This is a genomic window from Chloracidobacterium sp. (assembly GCA_015075585.1).
GTDB lineage: Bacteria > Acidobacteriota > Blastocatellia > Pyrinomonadales > Pyrinomonadaceae > OLB17.
The window spans coordinates 1,951,176-1,969,821 of sequence record JABTUB010000001.1 but is presented as its reverse complement, the minus strand read 5'-3'; the positions used below and the strand labels follow the sequence as shown (position 1 = coordinate 1,969,821).

At 53.1% G+C, this 18,646-nt stretch carries 16 protein-coding genes; 8 read left to right on the top strand and 8 right to left on the bottom strand.

Annotated elements, in window-relative coordinates; all coding sequences use genetic code 11:
* Window positions 1-430: 430 nt before the first annotated feature.
* The 7 genes from HS105_09025 to priA form a co-directional block, all read right to left on the bottom strand.
* The gene (locus tag HS105_09025; protein ID MBE7516734.1) at window positions 431-850 is read right to left on the bottom strand and encodes a hypothetical protein; all 420 of its coding nucleotides are present in this window, start codon (window positions 848-850) and stop codon (window positions 431-433) included.
* Between the two features lie 65 nt (window positions 851-915).
* Window positions 916-1,602 (bottom strand): cation transporter, encoded by a 687-nt coding sequence (locus tag HS105_09020; protein ID MBE7516733.1) that lies wholly within the window; start codon window positions 1,600-1,602, stop codon window positions 916-918.
* Between the two features lie 428 nt (window positions 1,603-2,030).
* On the bottom strand, window positions 2,031-4,406 hold the full coding sequence (locus HS105_09015) for a Smr/MutS family protein (GenBank protein MBE7516732.1): 2,376 nt from the start codon (window positions 4,404-4,406) through the stop codon (window positions 2,031-2,033).
* Between the two features lie 63 nt (window positions 4,407-4,469).
* Entirely contained in the window at window positions 4,470-4,874 is a 405-nt protein-coding gene (locus HS105_09010; protein ID MBE7516731.1) for a thiol-disulfide oxidoreductase DCC family protein, read from the bottom strand.
* Window positions 4,875-4,948: 74 nt separating this feature from the next.
* Window positions 4,949-5,392 (bottom strand): peptide-methionine (R)-S-oxide reductase MsrB, encoded by a 444-nt coding sequence (msrB, locus tag HS105_09005; protein ID MBE7516730.1) that lies wholly within the window; start codon window positions 5,390-5,392, stop codon window positions 4,949-4,951.
* Between the two features lie 59 nt (window positions 5,393-5,451).
* On the bottom strand, window positions 5,452-6,477 hold the full coding sequence (gene lpxD / locus HS105_09000; GenBank protein MBE7516729.1) for a UDP-3-O-(3-hydroxymyristoyl)glucosamine N-acyltransferase: 1,026 nt from the start codon (window positions 6,475-6,477) through the stop codon (window positions 5,452-5,454).
* A gap of 74 nt (window positions 6,478-6,551) precedes the next feature.
* The gene (gene priA / locus HS105_08995; protein ID MBE7516728.1) at window positions 6,552-8,816 is read right to left on the bottom strand and encodes a primosomal protein N'; all 2,265 of its coding nucleotides are present in this window, start codon (window positions 8,814-8,816) and stop codon (window positions 6,552-6,554) included.
* 102 nt (window positions 8,817-8,918) lie between these two features.
* Between priA and HS105_08990 the strand changes: the two genes are divergently transcribed.
* Genes HS105_08990 through HS105_08980 form a run of 3 tightly spaced genes read left to right on the top strand, consistent with a single transcriptional unit; the run spans window position 8,919 to window position 11,430 of the window.
* Window positions 8,919-9,431: a hypothetical protein gene (locus tag HS105_08990; protein MBE7516727.1), complete on the top strand. Its 513-nt coding sequence runs from the start codon at window positions 8,919-8,921 to the stop codon at window positions 9,429-9,431.
* The gene (locus HS105_08985) at window positions 9,432-10,505 is read left to right on the top strand and encodes a VWA domain-containing protein (GenBank protein ID MBE7516726.1); all 1,074 of its coding nucleotides are present in this window, start codon (window positions 9,432-9,434) and stop codon (window positions 10,503-10,505) included.
* Between the two features lie 55 nt (window positions 10,506-10,560).
* Window positions 10,561-11,430 (top strand): hypothetical protein, encoded by an 870-nt coding sequence (locus tag HS105_08980; GenBank protein MBE7516725.1) that lies wholly within the window; start codon window positions 10,561-10,563, stop codon window positions 11,428-11,430.
* Window positions 11,431-11,474: 44 nt separating this feature from the next.
* Here the strand turns inward: HS105_08980 and HS105_08975 are convergent, their stop codons facing one another.
* Entirely contained in the window at window positions 11,475-11,663 is a 189-nt protein-coding gene (locus tag HS105_08975) for a hypothetical protein (GenBank protein ID MBE7516724.1), read from the bottom strand.
* Window positions 11,664-11,724: 61 nt separating this feature from the next.
* Between HS105_08975 and HS105_08970 the strand changes: the two genes are divergently transcribed.
* From HS105_08970 to HS105_08950, 5 genes are all read left to right on the top strand, one after another.
* The gene (locus tag HS105_08970) at window positions 11,725-14,523 is read left to right on the top strand and encodes a hypothetical protein (protein ID MBE7516723.1); all 2,799 of its coding nucleotides are present in this window, start codon (window positions 11,725-11,727) and stop codon (window positions 14,521-14,523) included.
* Complete coding sequence (locus HS105_08965; protein MBE7516722.1) at window positions 14,523-15,035, top strand: hypothetical protein; 513 nt, start codon at window positions 14,523-14,525, stop codon at window positions 15,033-15,035. Before HS105_08970 ends, HS105_08965 begins: the two co-directional genes overlap by 1 nt.
* 163 nt (window positions 15,036-15,198) lie before the next feature.
* The gene (locus HS105_08960) at window positions 15,199-17,622 is read left to right on the top strand and encodes a hypothetical protein (GenBank protein ID MBE7516721.1); all 2,424 of its coding nucleotides are present in this window, start codon (window positions 15,199-15,201) and stop codon (window positions 17,620-17,622) included.
* Between the two features lie 3 nt (window positions 17,623-17,625).
* A complete protein-coding gene (locus tag HS105_08955; protein ID MBE7516720.1) occupies window positions 17,626-18,255 on the top strand; it encodes a type II secretion system protein in 630 nt (209 codons plus the stop codon).
* Window positions 18,249-18,641 carry a type II secretion system protein gene (locus HS105_08950; protein ID MBE7516719.1) on the top strand — a complete coding sequence of 131 codons (393 nt, stop codon included), beginning with the start codon at window positions 18,249-18,251 and terminating at the stop codon, window positions 18,639-18,641. The genes HS105_08955 and HS105_08950 overlap by 7 nt, the downstream gene beginning before the upstream one ends.
* The last annotated feature ends 5 nt before the right edge of the window (window positions 18,642-18,646 follow it).

Sequence of the window (18,646 nt, the reverse complement as noted above, 5' to 3'; positions counted from 1 at the left end):
TTGAGCGGCGTTGTATTCTTATTGTGCTGTCAGACGATGAATGCGAAAGCAATGGCTGCAGATTCTTGCCCTTTGGCGAAGAAGTCTGAGCATTGCAATAAGGCGAAGAAGGCTGATCAAAAGAGTCCAGTTTTCGAATTTAAGGGAGAAAGCCGTGTAGAGTGCTGTAGCTTTCTACAGGCCGTTTTCGACAAAGCCCGAAAGATCGAACAAGGCCAAGAGCAGGTCGCGATAACTCCGAAGGTTTCGCCGGTCAGGTTCGCACCCCCAACTCCGGCAAGTATTTTACCTACATTCACGACATTACACTCGCATGTTCAGGACAGGCATGGAACCTTTTTAAGGAACTGTGTCTTTCGTATTTAGAAAGCAGATTAGCGTCTCAATTCAATGCCGAGAGCAGTTTTGCATTCGGCGGCACTAATAATTTCTAAACATAAGGAACACATATCATGAAAAGGAAAATGATACTCGCGATTGCGGCATTGATGGTTTTCGGACTTTCTATTGCGGCATTTGCGTTCACTAGAACTACCATTTCGTCCGCGACGACAGTGTCATGCTGTTGTTGCAGTGGCGATTCATGCCCGATGAAGAAAAAAGATACATCGAGCAAAGAAACGGCTTCGTGCTGTGACGATTGTGATTGCTGTACGGGCGATTCTTGCCCAATGAAGAAATCAGACCACGCGACGATGTCCGGAATGAAGATGGCAGACGGAGCATCTTGTCCAATGAAGATGAAAGCCGACGCGGTTAGCGGCCCAAGTGCCGACGCTAAGGACACCAAAACCGAAGCGAAAAGCTGCGACTGCTCTTGCTGTAACAAAGATAAGGAAAAGAAAGACACACCCGCTGTCTAAAGATCCTTAAAAAACTGGAAGCCCCGTTTGGAAACAGACGGGGTTTCTTATTTTAATTGGCTGTTTTAAGTTCGCTCTTTGCGTTTGAAAAGACACGAAAAGCCGAACGCAAGAAAAGTACAACAAGGGCGAGGGCGATGATAATGTCAGGCCAGCCGGACTGGGTGAACCAAACCGCACCGGCCGCGACAAAGACTGAGATATTCGAAGCAATATCGTTACGCGAACATTCCCACACCGAACTCATATTTACGTCGTCCGTCTTGTGTCGTGTGAGCAGATAAAGACAGATCGAATTCCCAACAAGAGCGAGAACGCTGACCACGCCCATTACTTCAAAAATCGGAACCGCCGGAATCATCAATTTATAAATAACCTGTCCGAGCACTATCAAAGCCGCTAGCAATATCAAGGCTCCCTTGAATAGAGCGACCTGTGCTTTCGCCTGAGAAGACTTATAAACAACGTAAAGGCTTAGTCCATACGTCATTGCATCGCCAAGATTGTCCAGCGAATCGGACAACAGAGCACTCGAACCCGCGTAAATGCCAGCACCGATACCCGCGGCAAACATTACGACGTTTATCCCAAGCACGATCTTTAGCGTCGAACTCTGCTTCTCCCGCAACGCCTCTATCGCACAATCATCCTCACAACAAGCCATAACTACACCATTTTCAGAATAGGTGAATGCTGAAATGTTATCAACGAGCGATGCAGTCCGACGCTCGTTTTCCATCATTTCAAAATTAGACATGAGGCCCAACGGACGAGTCTGTGACGACGACCTCGGGTTGAGACTTGGAAGTAAAAATTGAGCGGTTGGCATTGGATAGGTTATGGTATATTCTCCTTGATGGAGCGAGCGAATGCCGTCCTTCTGGCAAATAGCTCGCCTCGGATACATTGATTGCGATAGGCCAACTTGGTTGCAGGTTGGTTGCAGCGTTGCTGATCATGGCTTATTAGTGTTGAATTGAGATAGCCGTTAAGTTGTTGATTCTAAGAAGTTTTGAGCAGTTTTGACAAATTATAGAAACCTACCCAAATCGCTTGGGGTGCGAGAGGTCGCTGGTTCAAATCCAGTCGTCCCGACCAGTTGTTGAGGCTTTCATAGGGTTATGAAGGCCTTTTTTGTTGGAAATCAGTTACCGAGGCGAATGTGCTTCACAGATCGATGACGGCGATGGTGGCACCGTGGCCGCCCTGGTCTTGCGGAGCGAATTCAAATGAGCGTATGAGGTCGCTTTGCTTTAGGAAGTGATGGACATAGTTCTTTAGGGCACCGGTGCCGAAGCCGTGGATTATGCGCACGCGCGGCGTGTGCGACAAATAGGCATTGTCGATGAAGCGGTCAAGCTCGTATTCGGCATCAGCGGTCGTCTTGCCGATCAGGTTCAGCTCGATCGGCGCGTTGCGATTCTCATCAACGGAGAAAGCAGGGTTCGCGGGCCTTTTCATTTTCAGTTCGCCGACATCGCTTTTGGGCGGAGTGTCCGCAAAACGCAGATCGCTGAGTTTCTCGCGCAGGCGAATGCTGCCGACCAAGATCTCTGCCAACTTACCATCGAATTTCTCAACCGTGCCTACGTTACCGAACGAGGTGATAACGCGGGAGCCGACCTTTATCGCATCTGAGGATGCAGGCTCCGCGGCGGCGTCCCGCTCGTGGCCTGCTTGCCGGATCGGAGTTTGGCCGATCTTGGAGAGCACCGCCCTGTTCAACTCAGCTTTCCGCGACCGCCGCTCCTTTTCAAGCCGATTCTTCAGGGCCTTGTCCTCTATAGTTTGTAAGAACGCCTTCGACTGCCGGTCGAAATCATCAACGGCAGATGCAAGGGCCGCCTCGAATTCTCTTTGGCGAGTTTTTTCTTTTTGGGCGGCTTCATTTTCGATCGAGGCGTATTTTACGGCGACAACCTCACGCTCCTCTTCCAGGGCCAGCCGCGTGTCGCGGACGATCTTTGTTTCATTTTGCAGAAGACGCAGATAGTGTTCGAGCTTTTGTGCTGCAGTATCATGGTTGCGACGCGCAGCGTCGATCACGTCTTGAGCGATGCCGAATCGCTTTGCGATCTCCAGGCCGCTCGATGCACCGGCCTGTCCGATCAGGAGTTTATAGGTGGGCTGCAGCGTTCGCTCGTCAAATTCGACTGAGGCGTTGATCACGCCTTCGTCATTCGCCGCATAGACCTTTAGGCCGCGATAGTGTGTTGACGCTATCACCTGTGCACCGGCCGACCGAAAGTGATCGACGATCGCAACGCCAAGTGCCGAGCCTTCGTCCGGGTCAGTTCCGGTGCCGGCCTCGTCCAAGAGTACTAATGACGGCGGCCTGCACTCGCGTATCATACCGGCGATATTCGACATATGCGACGAGAAGGTCGAAAGATTTGCCGAAAGCGATTGATGGTCGCCGATATCAGCCAAGATCGAGCGGTAGAACGGTATTTGAGCGTGGGTCGCCGGAACAGGCAGGCCCGACACCGCCATAAGGCTCAGAGCGCCGGCGGTTTTAAGAACGACGGTCTTTCCGCCCGCATTCGCTCCCGAGATGATCATAACGGGCTGTGTTGTCGTCAACCCGAAGGTGTTCGGCACGACTTCGCCGGCATTCAATAACAGCGGGTGTCGGGCGTCTATTATATTGAGTGTGTTCTCAGTTATCTCCGGAACGACCGCATTAAAGCGGCGAGCAAATTCGACCTTAGCCTTTACTGCGTCGAGCCGAGCGACCGCATCTGCGGCAGCCTCGACCTCGGGCAAAGATGCCCGGAGCGATTCCGTAAGGCTGAAAATGATGCGTGCGGCCTCTTGCTCTTCTTGGCTCTTGAGGCTTTGCAGTTCATTGTTCGCCTCGATGGCGTTGAGCGGCTCAACATAAACGGTTTGGCCGCTTGACGAAAATCCGTGTGCTACGCCGCTGACCTTGCCGCGATGATCGGTCTTTACCGGTATCACGAACCGGTCGTTGCGGATGGTAACAAGCTCATCTTGGATCGCAGCACCGGCGGCTCTCATAGCGGCTTCCAATGTGTGCGTAAGCCTTGAACGCTGCACGTGAATTTCGCGGCGAAGCCTTTTGAGATCGGGCGACGCATCATCGCTGAGCTCGCCGCCGGGCAGGATAATGCTGCGGATATTTTCGGTAACGGCAAGCATCGACGGCGGTACCGATCCGATCAACTGCCAAAGTGTAGGGCAATTCTCCTTTTCCGGATACAGGATGCTGCGGGCATAAAGGGCCCGGGAGCATAGATCTGCGATAGCAAGCAATGAATTCGGTTCGAGCGAGGTGTTCTTTATCCGCAAAAGAGCGATTGCGTCAGACGGGTCGGCCAGCCCGCTGAAGCTCCATGAAACCTTACTTTCTTCGTTAATAACGATCGCCTCCGTTATCGCCGCAAGGGCGGATTCGAGAACGGGGCGACCGGCGAACGGACGAAGTTTACATATAAGCCGCGCGCCCATCGGCGTTTGAGCATTGCTTGCAACGATCTCAAGCAACGCGTCAAATTCAAGAGTTTCCAATGAATACGCCATGAGCATTGATCGGTCGATAAATAGTATCAAAGGGTGCGCAGATCGGAGAAGCTCGATCGTCTGCTATGTTTTCGGTTCAGATAAGAACCTTTCGCGTATTTCGGGCGTCGGGAGCATGCACGCGTCGCGTCGGCCGAAGATCCTATAGCGGTATCGTGCGAACAGCCTGTAAGCCGCATTGCGGATAAAAGCCGGGACAACGACCAGAATACGCCCAAACGACCATGGCGGACCAAGATACTTTGCGATCCGCAGCGCAGCATCCGAATGAAGGAACATACGGCCTTCATCCACGAGTATCACCGAGTCGATATTGTCCGGTATTCGATATTGATCCTTGATCGCATTACCCAATTCAGATTGAAGCGGGGCAAAGCGAAATGTGCCTTGCGGATCGTGTTTTATGATGAAATTCACGGCACCGTTGCAGAAATTGCAGACGCCGTCAAAAAGTACGATACGCTCCATGGTTTGGATATTGCTCCTGAATCCAGCCTTGCTTAAGAGGCCTTTGCACGGGCAGCCCGGCCCGGCTCTGTGAATTATGTGCGAAGGACGATCTTATCCCCTTCCTCGACGAACGCCAGCGATGCCGAATTTACGCAATATCGCAGATACGTCGGCGGCGGTCCATCGGGAAAGACGTGCCCTTGGTGGCCGCCGCACCGCGAGCATCGTATCTCAACCCGGCGCATTCCGTAGCTGTTGTCTTCTATCTCTGACAAATGGCTCTTGTCGGACGGCGCGTAGAATGAAGGCCAACCTGTGCCGGAATGAAACTTATGCCTCGAACTGAATAGCGGAAGTCCGCAAAGGCGGCAGACATATGTGCCTTCAAGTTTGTTATCGAGCAGTCCGCCGCAGAACGGGGCTTCGGTGCCGTGGCTGAGCAAAATTCGTTGTTCTTCCGCCGTAAGGCCGGACGCAAGGCGTTCAATAGTCTCGCCATCAAGCGGTGAAATGTCGTAGCCGGAACTTGATTTCATAGTTCCATCATCATGCAAAGACGGCATCGATGCAAAGCATTGCCGACACGCGCCGTCGATTATTCGTCCGATGAGAGTACTTTCTTCTCCAACTTTCGCAGTCGTTGGGCGATCTCGCCGAGCTTCCTGAATGCTGCAACCGAACGGAGCCATTCGCGGTTGTCAAAGGCCGGAATTCCCGAGACGACCTTACCCGGTTCCACATCGTGCGAAGTTGCGCTCTTTGCGGTCAATATCGCATCATCGCCGACCTTCAAATGGCCTGCGATACCGACTTGGCCCGTTAATATGACACGCTTTCCGATATGCGAACTGCCGGCAAGGCCCGTTTGCGCGCAGATCAGAGCGTCCTCATCGATAGTGCATGAGTGGCCGATCTGTACCATGTTGTCGATCTTGACACCACGCTCGATTCGGGTTTCTCCGACTGATGCACGATCGACGGCAGAAAGTGCTCCGATCTCGACATCGTCCTCGATAACGACGCGGCCGGTTTGAGGTATCTTGAGCCATGTCTTTTCCTCGGTCTTCGCATATCCGAAGCCATCGGCTCCGATAACCGAATTGTTGTGGATAATGCAGTTACGGCCGATCAGCGTGTTCTCGCGAACTGCAGTGCCTGAGTGGATGATCGTGTTCTCGCCGATCGTCACATTGTCGTAAACGGTAACATTAGCCATCAACCGCACGCCCGCAGCAATGCTCGAATTCGCACCGATCACAACATTAGCCCCGATCTCGGCATTAGGATCAATAACCGCCGATGTGTCGATCGATGCGGTTTGATGGATGCCCGGACGAAGATCTCTTTCAGGAAAAAATGTACGAAGTGCAAGCGTATATGCGATGCGAGGGTCCTTTGTACGCAGGATGGCGATGTCATTGCGTGCGACCTCAACTCCTTCTCCGACAAAGATCGCCGAGGCCTTCGTCACGCCGACCTGCGGGGTGTACTTCGGATTTGAAAGGAACGACACGCTGCCGGGCAGTGCATCCTCGAGACTCGCCACCGAGGTGATATCGATGTCCGCATCGGCGTTTTCGATCACTGCGCCGACAGTGCTTGCTAGTTCTGAAAGTTTCATCTTTCCTTAAAAGTCTCGTTGCCTTGTTGAGTAATGTTCTACCAGAGTGTGTATCGAAAGCAACTTTGCGACGCTTACAACAGGTCGATCGGGTCAATTTCGACGAAAAAAGAGCGCATATCGGCTCCGCGATGTTCCGCATCCGCAAGTGCGGTGTCCAGTGTTTGCCGCAGCCCTTTGCGTGAGCGTGCCTTTAGGATGATCTGCATACGATATTCGTTGCGTAAACGTCCGACCGACGCCGACGCAGGACCCAAAATACGTACATAACGCTGCGAATTGGCATCATCGAGCGCGCGGCGCAGCAGGTTCGCGTTCTGTGATGCATGCCGTTGATCGCGATGCCGTATCATTATCGAAGCAAGTACATAGAAGGGCGGATAGGCAAAGCGTTCGCGGTACTTGATCTCTTCTTCATAAAACCCGATATAATCCTGCCGAACCGCATGCCGCAAGGCATAGTGTTCCGGATAATATGTTTGTATCAGCACGCGGCCTTGCTTATCGCCTCGTCCCGAGCGGCCCGCAACCTGCGTTATCAGTTGAAAGGTTCTCTCTGCCGAGCGAAGATCCGGCAGACCGAGGCCAATATCTATACCGATAACGCCGACCAGTGTTACGTTCGGGAAATCGTGCCCTTTTGCGATCATCTGTGTGCCGACGAGCAGGTCGATCTTATGAGAAGCAAAATCGAAGAGCACCCGTTCGAGATCGCCCTTATGTTTCATCGTATCGCGATCGACACGGCCGATGTTCATCTCGGGAAAACGCTTTCTCAGTCGATCTTCGATATTTTCAGTGCCCTCGCCGACAAAATAGAGAAATTCACTGCTGCAGTGAGGACAAACCTTTGGTGAGGGAACTTGATAACCGCAATAGTGGCAGGCGAGTTTTCCTTCGCGCCTGTGAAATGTGAGTGTGATATCGCAATTTTGGCAGCGTATGGCCTCGCCGCACGTTCGGCACAGCACGAACTGCGAGAAGCCGCGGCGATTCAACAGGATGATCGCCTGCTCACCGCGATCATGAGTTTCATCAATGGCGGCCATCAATTCAGGTGCGACGGGAACATCCTTGCCCGTCTGCCGAAAGACGTCGCGCATATCGATCAGTTCTGCCTTTGCGAGGCCGATGTCGCCGATCCGATCCGGAAGGTGAAGATACGCATACTTGCCGGAACGAGCATTATAAAATGACTCCATCGCCGGCGTCGCTGAACCGAGAACAACGGCGGCTTTGGCAAAATGAGCGCGCATAACGGCAACGTCGCGGGCGTTGTAGAAAGGCGATTCCTGCTGTCTATAAGAGGCGTCGTGTTCTTCGTCAACTACGATCAGCCCTATATTCTCAAGCGGGGCAAATATAGCCGAGCGTGTACCGATAGCGACTTTGGCCGAGCCAAGCCGTATCCGCCGCCATTCGTCAAAGCGTTCGCCCGCAGAAAGTTCCGAATGCAGGATCGCCACATTCGAGCCGAACACCGCACGAAGCCGCCGCGAGAATATCGGGGTCAAGGCGATCTCAGGTACGAGCATCAACGCCGAGCGGCCCTCGGAAAGAGTCTGCTGAATCGCACGTATGTATATCTCGGTCTTGCCGCTGCCGGTAACGCCGTGTAACAGGAACGCTTTATAGTCGCTCTTGGTGATAGCGGCCGCGATCTGAGTAAGAGCGTCGGTTTGTTGGGGTGTTAGTGCGATGTCTTTCTTAGCCGGCAAAGCGGCGCCGCGGAGCGGATCGCGGCGAACGTCTTGAACGAATATCTCTACCATGCCGCGCCTTGCAAGCGTGTTGAGCGGTGACGTGCCGACGCCCGCCCGGTCGAGGAGTTCTGTAAAGAGCATCTCGCCGCCGCCCTGTTTCAGTATCGCTATGATCTTCTGCTGTTGATCGGAAATCGGCTTTTCGAGGGCCGTATGCGGTGGTTCTGACGTAAGGCGAACCGCCTTTCGCCGTTTTGGCCTGACCTTTTCATTGTGAAGCCCGGCAGGCAGTGATGCTTTGAGGACTTCGCCCCAAAATCCTGCATAGTGATCTGCTGTCCACTGTGTGAGCCGAAGGATCTCGGGAGTGATCAGCGGCTGCGTGTCGAGGGCCGCGATCACATCTCGTATCCTTGCGTCTTCGATGGAAAACTCTTGCGGCAGCTCATCGTGGATAGCGACGACGTAGCCTGTCAGCTCGCGGCGTCCGAACGGCACCTGCACGCGAGTTCCGAGAGCGATCTCGTCCGAGATTCCCTCGGGGACACGATAGGTGAACACTCGGCGCAATGGGACCGGCAGAGCAGCCTCGATATAACGAGGCCCATTGATTCGAGGTGCAGGTCCGATCGCCATTCAATCGAAATCATAACCTAACATCAGTTCATTTTCTTGTAAGGAAAGGTCGAATTGTAAAACCTTGACACTGAGACGGACAAACCGCGCTAGAATGTTCCCATGGATGAACTGTTTAAGTCGGGTAAAGGCGAAAAGCGATCGAGGAAGAACCTTCTTATCGCGACAATTGCGGCGGTTGCGCTTATCGGCGCGATCATTTTCTTGATCGCACAACGGCCGTCGATGGAGGATCAGACCGCTGCGATCATGAACGGTGCATTGCGTGAAGGCTCGCCCGAATTTGACGCAATAAATAAGCAGATCATCATTTCAACGGATGAAAGCACCGTTGAGTCGCCGACGGGGCTCGGCACGATCTCAATGTATATTCGCGGGAATGTGAAGAACCGCAGCGATCAAACCATAACTTTGCTTGAGGTCAATGCCGCTGTTGTATCGACCACGAATCAGGTCTTGAAACAGAAGCGTGTGCTTGTCGTTCCGACACAGGCCGTGTCGCTCGGTCCGGGTGAGACGATACCGTTAACGCTGGCACTCGAAGGATTTGACCGAAAGGATGACAGGGCAGATATCCGGTGGAAGGTTACGGCAATAAAATTGGCCGATAAATAGATGAACCGTCAGATCGTTATCTTGCTGATATGCGTTTTGTCGGCCGCAGCAGCGGCGGCGCAGTCGGGACACAAGCAAAAATACTCGGAGAGTGTTTCGCAGTATGATACTGCACAGCCTTCGGAGCCGCATGCGGCGCAAAGCGGCAACGACGAAGATATCATCAAGGTCGAGACCGACCTCGTAATGCTGCCGGTGCGTGTTACATCTCGCAAAGGCAGGCCGATCTCAGACCTTAAACAAAGCGAATTCCGTATCTATGAAGATGGTGAGGAGCAGGAGATCTCGTTTTTTAATAATAATGAGGCTCCATTCACCGTTGCGCTGCTCCTAGATATGAGCTACTCGACGGTTTTTAAGGTGAATGAGATCCAATCGGCGGCATTACAATTCCTGAGCCTTTTAAAGCCGGATGACCGTGTAATGATCGTCGCTTTCGATCGAAAGGTACGTGTTCTATGTGATGTGACAAATAACCGGAAGGCTTTGCGCTATGCGATCGAAGGGGCGGCGGTAGGCTCGGGCACATCGGTTTATGATGCATTGGATCAGGTGATCAATCAGCGATTTGCGGCAATACACGGGCGTAAGGCCGTGGTGCTGCTGAGTGACGGTGTCGATACTACCAGTAAGATCTCCGACGGCGACTCGATCTTAAAAGCGTTAGATGAGACGGACGCACTTATTTATCCGATCTGGTATGACACTTACGATGATGTGCAACATAATCGTCGTAATGATGCCGAGATCCGTTTTGATGAAGATGACCGTCCGTATTCGGTGAGCGGAGTTGCGGGCAAAGGCGAGCGTTGGGATGATTATGTTGCGGCACGCGAGTTCCTGCTCACGCTAGCCGAACGCACAGGCGGCCGGGTACAGCGGGTAAGTTCAACGACAAATCTTCTTGCCGCCTTTTCACAGATCGCAGATGAGCTTCGCAAAACATACACTCTGGGTTATTATCCGAGCAGCGAGCGGCGAGCCGGCGGTAAGCACTACATTCGGGTGCGTGTCTATCGTCCGGATCTGATAGTGCGTGCCAAGAATTCATTTCTTAGGCCGCAGAAGCCATAAATGAAGCAAGCCCGAACGTTCTATAGTTTTATTTAGTAGGAGTAAAGAAACGCCAATGAAAAAGAAAAATCTGATACTAACAGCGGTTGTGGCGCTGATAATTAGCCTTTGCGCGTCGTTTGTCCTCGCACAGGAAAAAATGACGAATGACGAGGTGATCCAGCTTACAAAGGCGGGATTGGCATCGAGTATCATTGTCGGAAAGATCAATACGTCGCCGACGAATTTTGATATGTCAACCGACGCCCTGATCAAACTCAAGCAAGCCGGTGTCAGCGATGATGTCGTTAACGCGATGCTCGTTGCAAAGAACGGCAAGGCCGCCGTCAATAACAATACGATTTCGCCATCCGCAGGCGACCCGAATGATCCGATGTCGAAGCATAGCTTTGGGATCTACCTTTATCAGGAAAAGGATGGACAGCGTAAAATGACCCAACTCCAAGCGAAGGTGTCGTCACAGAATCGGACCGGCGGAAAGTTTACGGCTTCGATAACGCCGTTCGGGCTTGGAAAGGTCAAGACCAAAACCAATTTGGACGGACGCAATGCTGATCTTCAGCTTCAGGAAACGATGCCGGTCTTTTATTTCTATCTTGATGCTTCGACCGGCGGACTTAATACCGCGAGCGGCATTCCGGCATCTCCGAGTGAATTCAGCTTGATCCGATTCCATGTCCGTGGAGACGATCGTGAAGTTACGATCTCAAAAGAGAACTCGTGGAGTGGTAAGGGCGGACTTTCCGGCGAATATGTGGTCGGCCTCAAGTCTGAAGATCTCGGCAACGGTGTTTTCAGGGTAACCCCTGCCGTTACTCTTACAAAGGGCGAGTACGCGTTCTATTTGCTGAATTCCGGTAATGCGAATACAGCCGCGGGCGTCGGATCGAAATTCTTTGATTTCGGCGTCCAAATGACGCCGTGATCAGCCTTTGATAGTACGTTAATAAATGCGAAGGGGCGGGTGTATTACACTTTGTCCCGGTCGCCTCGTCCTATCAAGAACCAGCACGCCGTGCAGACGGCGAGACGCTTTACCGAGGCATTTTTCGCTGTCAAACTCTCGGCCGCGATCAATTCGTCGCGGTCGAGGTCTTTCCACCTTTTTAGCGCGTATTTTCCGCAACGCGGGCACTTGTCGGATATCTTTTTCGACATTTGTTATACTTGCGGCTTAAAAGCGGCAGTTTTAGCTTATCAAAAATTCGGAGGATAAGGGATGAGAGTTCGGCTGGTGTCTTTTGTCGGGTTCTTAATTGCGGTCGGTATTTTGGCTGCGGCTGCAACAGCTCAGTTAGAAGCAAAGTTCGATTTCTATCAGCGAGGGCCGTATAACGATAAAGTGCCGCGCCCGCAGACCTTCCTGCGCTACGACGTTGGCGATCATCATACAACATACGCTCAGATGGAGCAGGTGATAAATGCTATTGCGGTTGCTGCGCCCGATCGTGTCCGGATCTTTGATATTGGGCTTACGAATGAGCTTCGTATGCAGCATCTCGTGGCGATATCTTCGCCTGAGAATATGGCAAGGCTTGATGAAATAAGGTCTGTTAACGCGAAGCTTACCGATCCGCGGAAAACAAGTGCTTCCGAGGCCGACCGTATAGCGGCGTCAAACCCTGCAATAGCATGGATGGCATATACGATCCACGGCAATGAATCGTCATCGTTCGAAGCATTTATGCAGGTCATCTATCAACTTGCGGCATCGAATGAGCCGGCGACGCTCGATATCTTGCGGAACACCGTCGTTTTGGTCTTGACGGGTGAAAATCCAGATGGCCACGAGCGTTTTGCAACTTGGTATAACTCCGTAGCTATCGGCGATGCGGATAGGAACGCGATTGAACATCGTGAGCCGTGGTCAATCTGGGGACGTTACAACCATTATCGATTTGACCTCAACCGCGACACACTTGTCCTCAGCCAAAAAGAGTCGCGAAATATGCAGAAGGCCCTGCTGGAATGGAACCCGCAGCTTACCGTTGATCATCACGGTCAGCCGTCGCAGTATTTCTTTCCGCCGGTCGCACTGCCGATCAACCCGAACCTGCCGCAACCGCAATACAGCAAGTGGCTGGACATTTACGGCCGGGCGAATGCACAGGCGTTCGATGCGAACCATTGGGACTATTTCGTGCGGGATGTCTTTGATGCGTTCTATCCGGGATATTGGGATACTTATCCGTCGCTCAACGGTGCGATCGGAATGACCTATGAGACTGACGGCGGCGGTTACAAGGGGCTTCAATGGACACGCGACGACGGTACGATCGTTACCTTTCGCTCCTCGATCGCGAAGCACTATGTCGCTTCGATGACGACCCTCGAACAGACCGCGAAGAACAAGCCCGAACGCATCAAGGATTTTTATGATTTCCGAGCTAAAGGAATGGCGACACAGGGCAAAATGAAACGCGTGGTCATAGATCCGACATCCGACAGGGTCAAGGCAGCAGAGCTGATCGAGACGCTGCGCCGATCGAACATCGAGGTCACGGTCACTTCGCGGCCGTTCGTCTCGAATCTCGCTCATACATATATGGAAAAAGACTCGCGGGCGGTCGCAAAGACGTTTCCCGCGGGTTCCTATGTTATCGATCTTGACCAGCCGCAGCGCCTGCTGATAAAGGCTATCCTTGAGCAAGATACGCCGCAGGATAAGGCTTTTGTTGACGAGAATATGGCCCGCTTTCGGCGAAATCAGATGCGCGGTAAGGGCCAGGCCAAGGAGGGCTATGGATTTTACGACATTACCGCGTGGTCGGTACCGCTTGTTTTTGGAGTTGATGCGTGGTGGACAGAGGACTCAGTGAGCGTAACGGGCGATCTCGTAGAGGCAAGGACATTGGAGAAGCAGAGGGCAGGAACCTTTTCAGGCCGGGCGAGTGTTGCTTACCTGATACCGTACGAGACCGACGTGTCTGCGGTGATGGCGCTTCGGCTGCTTCAGCAAGGTTATAAAGTTGCCGTAGCTTCGCGTGAACTGTCGGCCGGCGGGCGCAATTGGAAGGCCGGGACTTTTGTCATACGTTTATCTAGAAATCCGCCGGCGATACATGAGGCGGTCGAGAGCCTCGCTCGCGAACTCGGCGTCGGCGTGGTCAGCGTGAACTCGGGCTACTCGAATGAGGGCGATACGAGCGTCGGAAGCGCTGAGGTGATCAGCCTCAAGCTGCCGCGGATTGTGGTTGCGGCGGACGAGGGCATCTCGCAGGAATCGTATGGTTCGACGTGGTGGACGCTTGATCGTTTCGGCATCAAGTTCACGCCGATGACGATGAACTCTATTCGCAGCGGCGCATTGAAGGGCTATAATCTGTTGATCTTGCCCGATGGATCTTCGGCGCGATATATGAGCGGGCTGGGCAGCGGCGGCGTAGCATCGCTTAAGGCTTTTACGGCCGGCGGAGGTACGATCGTGACATTCAGCGGCGCTTCGGTTTTCGCGGCCTTGAAGGACGTCGGCCTTACGAGCGCCAAACTCGTTGGCAGTGATGACGATACTTCTGCCAAGGCCGATCAGGAACGGCCCGCTGCAGCACAGGGGGCGACTCCGGATTCCGCGCCGATGCCGCCGGCGGTTGACAGAGCGGACGTGCCAAAGCAAACATTGCCGCCGATCGCTTCACCGTCCGCTGACAATAACAGAGTTCCCGAGGCTTTGCCCGGGGCGATATTTCGTGCGACGGTCGATCATACGACCTATTTGAACTTCGGCGTCGATCAGAATGAACTGCCTGTTCTGCTGACGAACGGATATTTTTTCCGATATTCGAAAGAAGGCACGAATGCGCTTGTGTTTGAGGCAAACCCGAAGCGGCCGCTCACGATTTCGGGTTTCGTTTGGGAAGGCAACACGGAGCGTCTGCTGCAGGGTACGTCCTATTTGATCGACGAATCCGCCGGAGCCGGCCATGTGGTGCTGTTTGCCGAAGATCCTTTCTTCAGAGGTATGACCCGTTCGGCAACTCGGCAATTCCTCAATGCCATAGCATTTAACGGAGCTTTTTGATGTTCATTGTAAAGGCGGGATACAGCAGCGAGATAGAGTTGCGATCGGGTATAGATGCGGCGAGAGCGTTCTTTGCCGATGTTTCAAATTTTGTGCGGCATATGCCCGGCATCGCGCAAATACACAAGGACGCCGGCGGCATCGCTCATTGGCGGATCGAGGCGGATATACCGCTTGTCGGCCGCATGCTGCAGCAATTTGCCGTGGAACTTGCCGAGGACACGCCCGAACGGATCGAATGGGCGCCGGCTCACGGTGAAAAGCAGAATTTTCTGCGTTATTCAGCTGATTTCGTTGAGAAAGCAAAGGGTGTTACCCAAGTATATTTCTCGCAAATGGTTGAATTGAGACGCAATTCCGCCCGCGAGCTCCATCTTCTCGCCGGCTTGGCTGGAGAGTCGCTTATCGGCAGCGAAATGACAAAGAAGATCCGTGAAATGATCAGGATATTTATAGAGAAGGCAAAGGAGCATCTCGAAAGCGTACCGCCGGCGGCCGCGCAAGAGCCGTAACGTATTGATCTGCCTTGATTTTTTGCGATAAAGGCTCGAAAATCAGTGTAAGTTTCTGCCTGCTCCGAACGTTGGACGAAAAATGCAACTAACGGAGGGCAGTGTGCGTGTACTCAGTCACGATCTTTGCTCGGCAGCATATCATCAGCCCGTTTATTTTGCTATGAAAAAATCAACCCGCATCAGCACCTTGATCAGTCTTATTTTGTTGGCGTCCCTTCTTTCACCGACAGCGGTCCTCGCCTTCGGTGACGGAAAGAAACATTTCAAGAAAGGCGTTAAATATGAGGTTGCCGAAGAGTGGGATAAGGCCGCTGAAGAGTTCACGCTGGCTGTTGCCGATAACCCAAAGAACCCTGAGTACAGGCTGCATTTGCAGCGCGCTCTCTTTAACGCATCGCAGCAGTACATAAAAAAGGGAACACTGGCCGCGAAGGAGAAGGACTACGAAGCCGGCTATATTGCATTTCGTAAAGCTTATGCGTTCGATCCGACCAACGAATTGGCGAAGTCGGAAATGGAGCGGATGATCCGGCTGCAAAAGGCTGCTAACCCTGTTCCGGCCGATAAAGAAAAGAAGGTTGTCGATGACGGATCGAGATTCGTTCCTACGGCGTTCGGAACCGTTAAATTGCCGGCGGGAGCTCAGGTTCCCCAAAAACTAGAAAAGGTCCGCGATCTCGTTTTTCCGAATGGCGTTGACCTTCAGTTCATAATCAAAGACCTTGCACGCGATCTCGACCTGAATGTTCTCTTTGACATCGAATCCTTCAGAACGGCGGGCCGCAAGACCGCGATCGACCTGAAGAATGTAACGGCAGCACGAGCTCTCGATTACATTTTTTTGCAAGAAGGCCTCTTTTTCCAGAAGGTCGGCCCGCACACTATACTTGTTGCGGCGCAGGCCCAGCGTACAAAGTTCCAACAACTTGTGCTGCGCACCTTCTATCTTGCGAATGCAAGCCCAAAAGACGTGCAGAAGGTCGTGCAAACCGCCATTCCGGCACAACCCGGAAGAAGCCAGACGATCGTTCTTACCGATGATGCCACAAACAGCGTAACGGTCCGTGATACCGCTGAGAATATCCGATTGATCGGCCAATTGATCCGCTCACTCGATAAGGATCGGGCAGAGGTCGTGATGGACGTAGGCATTTACGAGGTCAATAAGAGTGATCTGATGCAGTTCGGCAATCAGATAGGAACCGGCGGAGATCAGGGAAGCCTTTTGAACCTCGGCGGTGCAGGTTTTGGCATTCTGCGGAGCGGAGACAGCGGTTTGATCACCGGCGGGATGTTCCCGGGGTTGAACGCCGCCGGGATCGCATTCGGCCTTCCGATAAGCAATTTTACGGCCTTGCAATCAAAGTCGAACACTAAACTGATCGCATCTACGCAGATCCATGCATTCAACAACGAGGATTCTTCCGCGCGGATCGGACAGCGCGTGCCGGTGCAGAGTGCTCAGTTCGTAACAGGTGCTACGAATGCCGGAACAGGAGCCGGCGTTGTGTCGAACGTGATCAATTATGAGCAGGTCGGCCTTACTCTGAAATTTAAGCCGCTGGTATTTCCAAACCAGGATGTCCAGGTCGCCATGGAGATCGAATCGAAGGATGTTGCAGGTGCGAGAACCTTGACGCCGACATTCACGGAACGTACGATCAAGGGCACTGCACGAGTGCAGAACAATAAGACGCTGCTTCTTGCCAGCGTTGCACAAGGCGTCGAGTCGAAAGGGCGTACGGGACTGCCGCTCCTCGGACTGATACCGATCTTAGGGCGGCTGTTCACTGCTCCGACCAGGGATAATCGACAGGTCGATATCGTTATTGCCATAACGCCGCGCGTCATACGTGCTCCCGCAATTTTGCCTGAGGACGAGGCTGAACGTGAGACAGGGAGCCTTGCAGTGCCGACGACGAATAATCTTGAAGCGATGGTTCTCGAAGATGCGCAGGAAGATCTGCTCGCAGCGGCCCGCCGCATCCCGACAAATACTCAAGTGCAGCTACCCGATCAGCAGGAGCAAGCTCCTGAGTACGTAAAGGGTGATACGACCGCTGCTGTATCGCAGCCGTCGAATGCTCAGAGTGTCGCCGCCGTGCCGACACTCAAGCCGATCGACGCTTCTGTTAAGACCCTTAAGCTGACAGAGACCGCCGATATGGGGGCGACGACGGCAGCCGCCGCTGCGCGAGCAGCGGTTACGTTGGGCACAATGCCTTCGTCGATGAAGGCAGGCGAGACGGCCCGAATCGCGATCCTGGCTGACGGTTCCGCACAGTTCGGGTCGGCGGTCGTCGGTCTGAAATTTGACCCGGCAAAGGTCGCGGTACGAAATGTCGTGCTTGGCAGTATTTTTGGTGATAAGGCCGATACGCCGGTCACTCCTTTCTTGAATCAAGGCGGTCGGACGTACATATCGCTCATTTCACCGAACGGGACGGTCAGTGCTAACGGTGTTCTTGCGTTTATTGAGGTCGAAGCACTTGCCGATGGCGAACCGGCAGTTTCGTTCGATCGCAGTATGCTCAATATGCTTGGCGAGGACGGCTCGCCTATCGCGGTGAAGGTGATCGAATAGCAGATGTTTCGCTTCACAAAGGTACAGGACGGCTATACGCTGCTCGAATTGATGGCGACGCTGACCGTCCTTGCTGTGCTCGTTATGGGGTCGATACCGATCGCACAGAATGCCGTAAAGCGGCAGCGTGAGAGCCGCTTGCGCGAGGTTCTGCGTGATGTACGCAATGCGGTCGACGAGTTCAAACGCGACAGCGTCGGGGCGTGTCCGCAAGGTGCGGTAACAAGCGGAAATCCTGCAATGCCGGGCGGCAATATACCTTCTGATCCGCGTTCGCGCGTGGTAATAGATGACTGCAAGATATTCGAAACGGATAATCTCGACCGGTATCCGCCGTCGCTCGACACGCTCGTGAACGGTGTCAAAGTAAAGGCCCGCAGCATCACGATGCGCGGCGGCAGCGGCATTACGGACGGTTCGCCGCAGGCGACCGAGTTGAACAGCAATAAGGAGATGGTCAAGAAGTATCTGCGCGAGATGCCGATCGACCCGATGACCGGGAAATCCGATTGGAAGATCCGATCATCGTATCAAGGCAAGGATGCGGACAGCTGGGATGAGATCAATCTCTTTGATATTCGGTCAAGTTCGGATGAGGAAGGTCTGAACGGGGAGAAGTACAGTACGTGGTAAAGCGCAGAAACTGTCGGGGATTTTCGCTGCTTGAGCTGATGATCGCGATGTTCATCCTGATCATTCTGCTCTCAGTAGCGGTGCCGACATATCAGCGAAGCATCCAACACGCAAAAGAAACGGTGCTGAAGGAGAATCTTTGGCAAATGCGGCGTGCCATAGATCAATACACGGCCGACAAAGGCAAACTGCCGCAGTCGATCGACGATCTGGTCAAGGCGAATTATCTTCGTGAAAAGCCCATCGATCCGATACTTGAAAAGGATGAATGGGAAGAAGTGCAGGGAGAGGACACGGCCGACCCGGACGGAAGAACAGGCCTGAAAGATGTTCACAGCCTTGCCGACGGCGTTGATTCCGAGGGTCTCGAATACAAGAAGTACTGACGACA

Coding starts and splice junctions, on each gene's coding strand:
- HS105_09020 (MBE7516733.1), bottom strand. CDS start 1,602: ATGGAAAACGAGCGTCGGACTGCATCGCTCGTTGATAACATTTCAGCA.
- HS105_09015 (MBE7516732.1), bottom strand. CDS start 4,406: ATGGCGTATTCATTGGAAACTCTTGAATTTGACGCGTTGCTTGAGATC.
- HS105_09010 (MBE7516731.1), bottom strand. CDS start 4,874: ATGGAGCGTATCGTACTTTTTGACGGCGTCTGCAATTTCTGCAACGGT.
- msrB (MBE7516730.1), bottom strand. CDS start 5,392: ATGAAATCAAGTTCCGGCTACGACATTTCACCGCTTGATGGCGAGACT.
- lpxD (MBE7516729.1), bottom strand. CDS start 6,477: ATGAAACTTTCAGAACTAGCAAGCACTGTCGGCGCAGTGATCGAAAAC.
- priA (MBE7516728.1), bottom strand. CDS start 8,816: ATGGCGATCGGACCTGCACCTCGAATCAATGGGCCTCGTTATATCGAG.
- HS105_08990 (MBE7516727.1), top strand. CDS start 8,919: ATGGATGAACTGTTTAAGTCGGGTAAAGGCGAAAAGCGATCGAGGAAG.
- HS105_08985 (MBE7516726.1), top strand. CDS start 9,432: ATGAACCGTCAGATCGTTATCTTGCTGATATGCGTTTTGTCGGCCGCA.
- HS105_08980 (MBE7516725.1), top strand. CDS start 10,561: ATGAAAAAGAAAAATCTGATACTAACAGCGGTTGTGGCGCTGATAATT.
- HS105_08975 (MBE7516724.1), bottom strand. CDS start 11,663: ATGTCGAAAAAGATATCCGACAAGTGCCCGCGTTGCGGAAAATACGCG.
- HS105_08970 (MBE7516723.1), top strand. CDS start 11,725: ATGAGAGTTCGGCTGGTGTCTTTTGTCGGGTTCTTAATTGCGGTCGGT.
- HS105_08965 (MBE7516722.1), top strand. CDS start 14,523: ATGTTCATTGTAAAGGCGGGATACAGCAGCGAGATAGAGTTGCGATCG.
- HS105_08960 (MBE7516721.1), top strand. CDS start 15,199: ATGAAAAAATCAACCCGCATCAGCACCTTGATCAGTCTTATTTTGTTG.
- HS105_08955 (MBE7516720.1), top strand. CDS start 17,626: ATGTTTCGCTTCACAAAGGTACAGGACGGCTATACGCTGCTCGAATTG.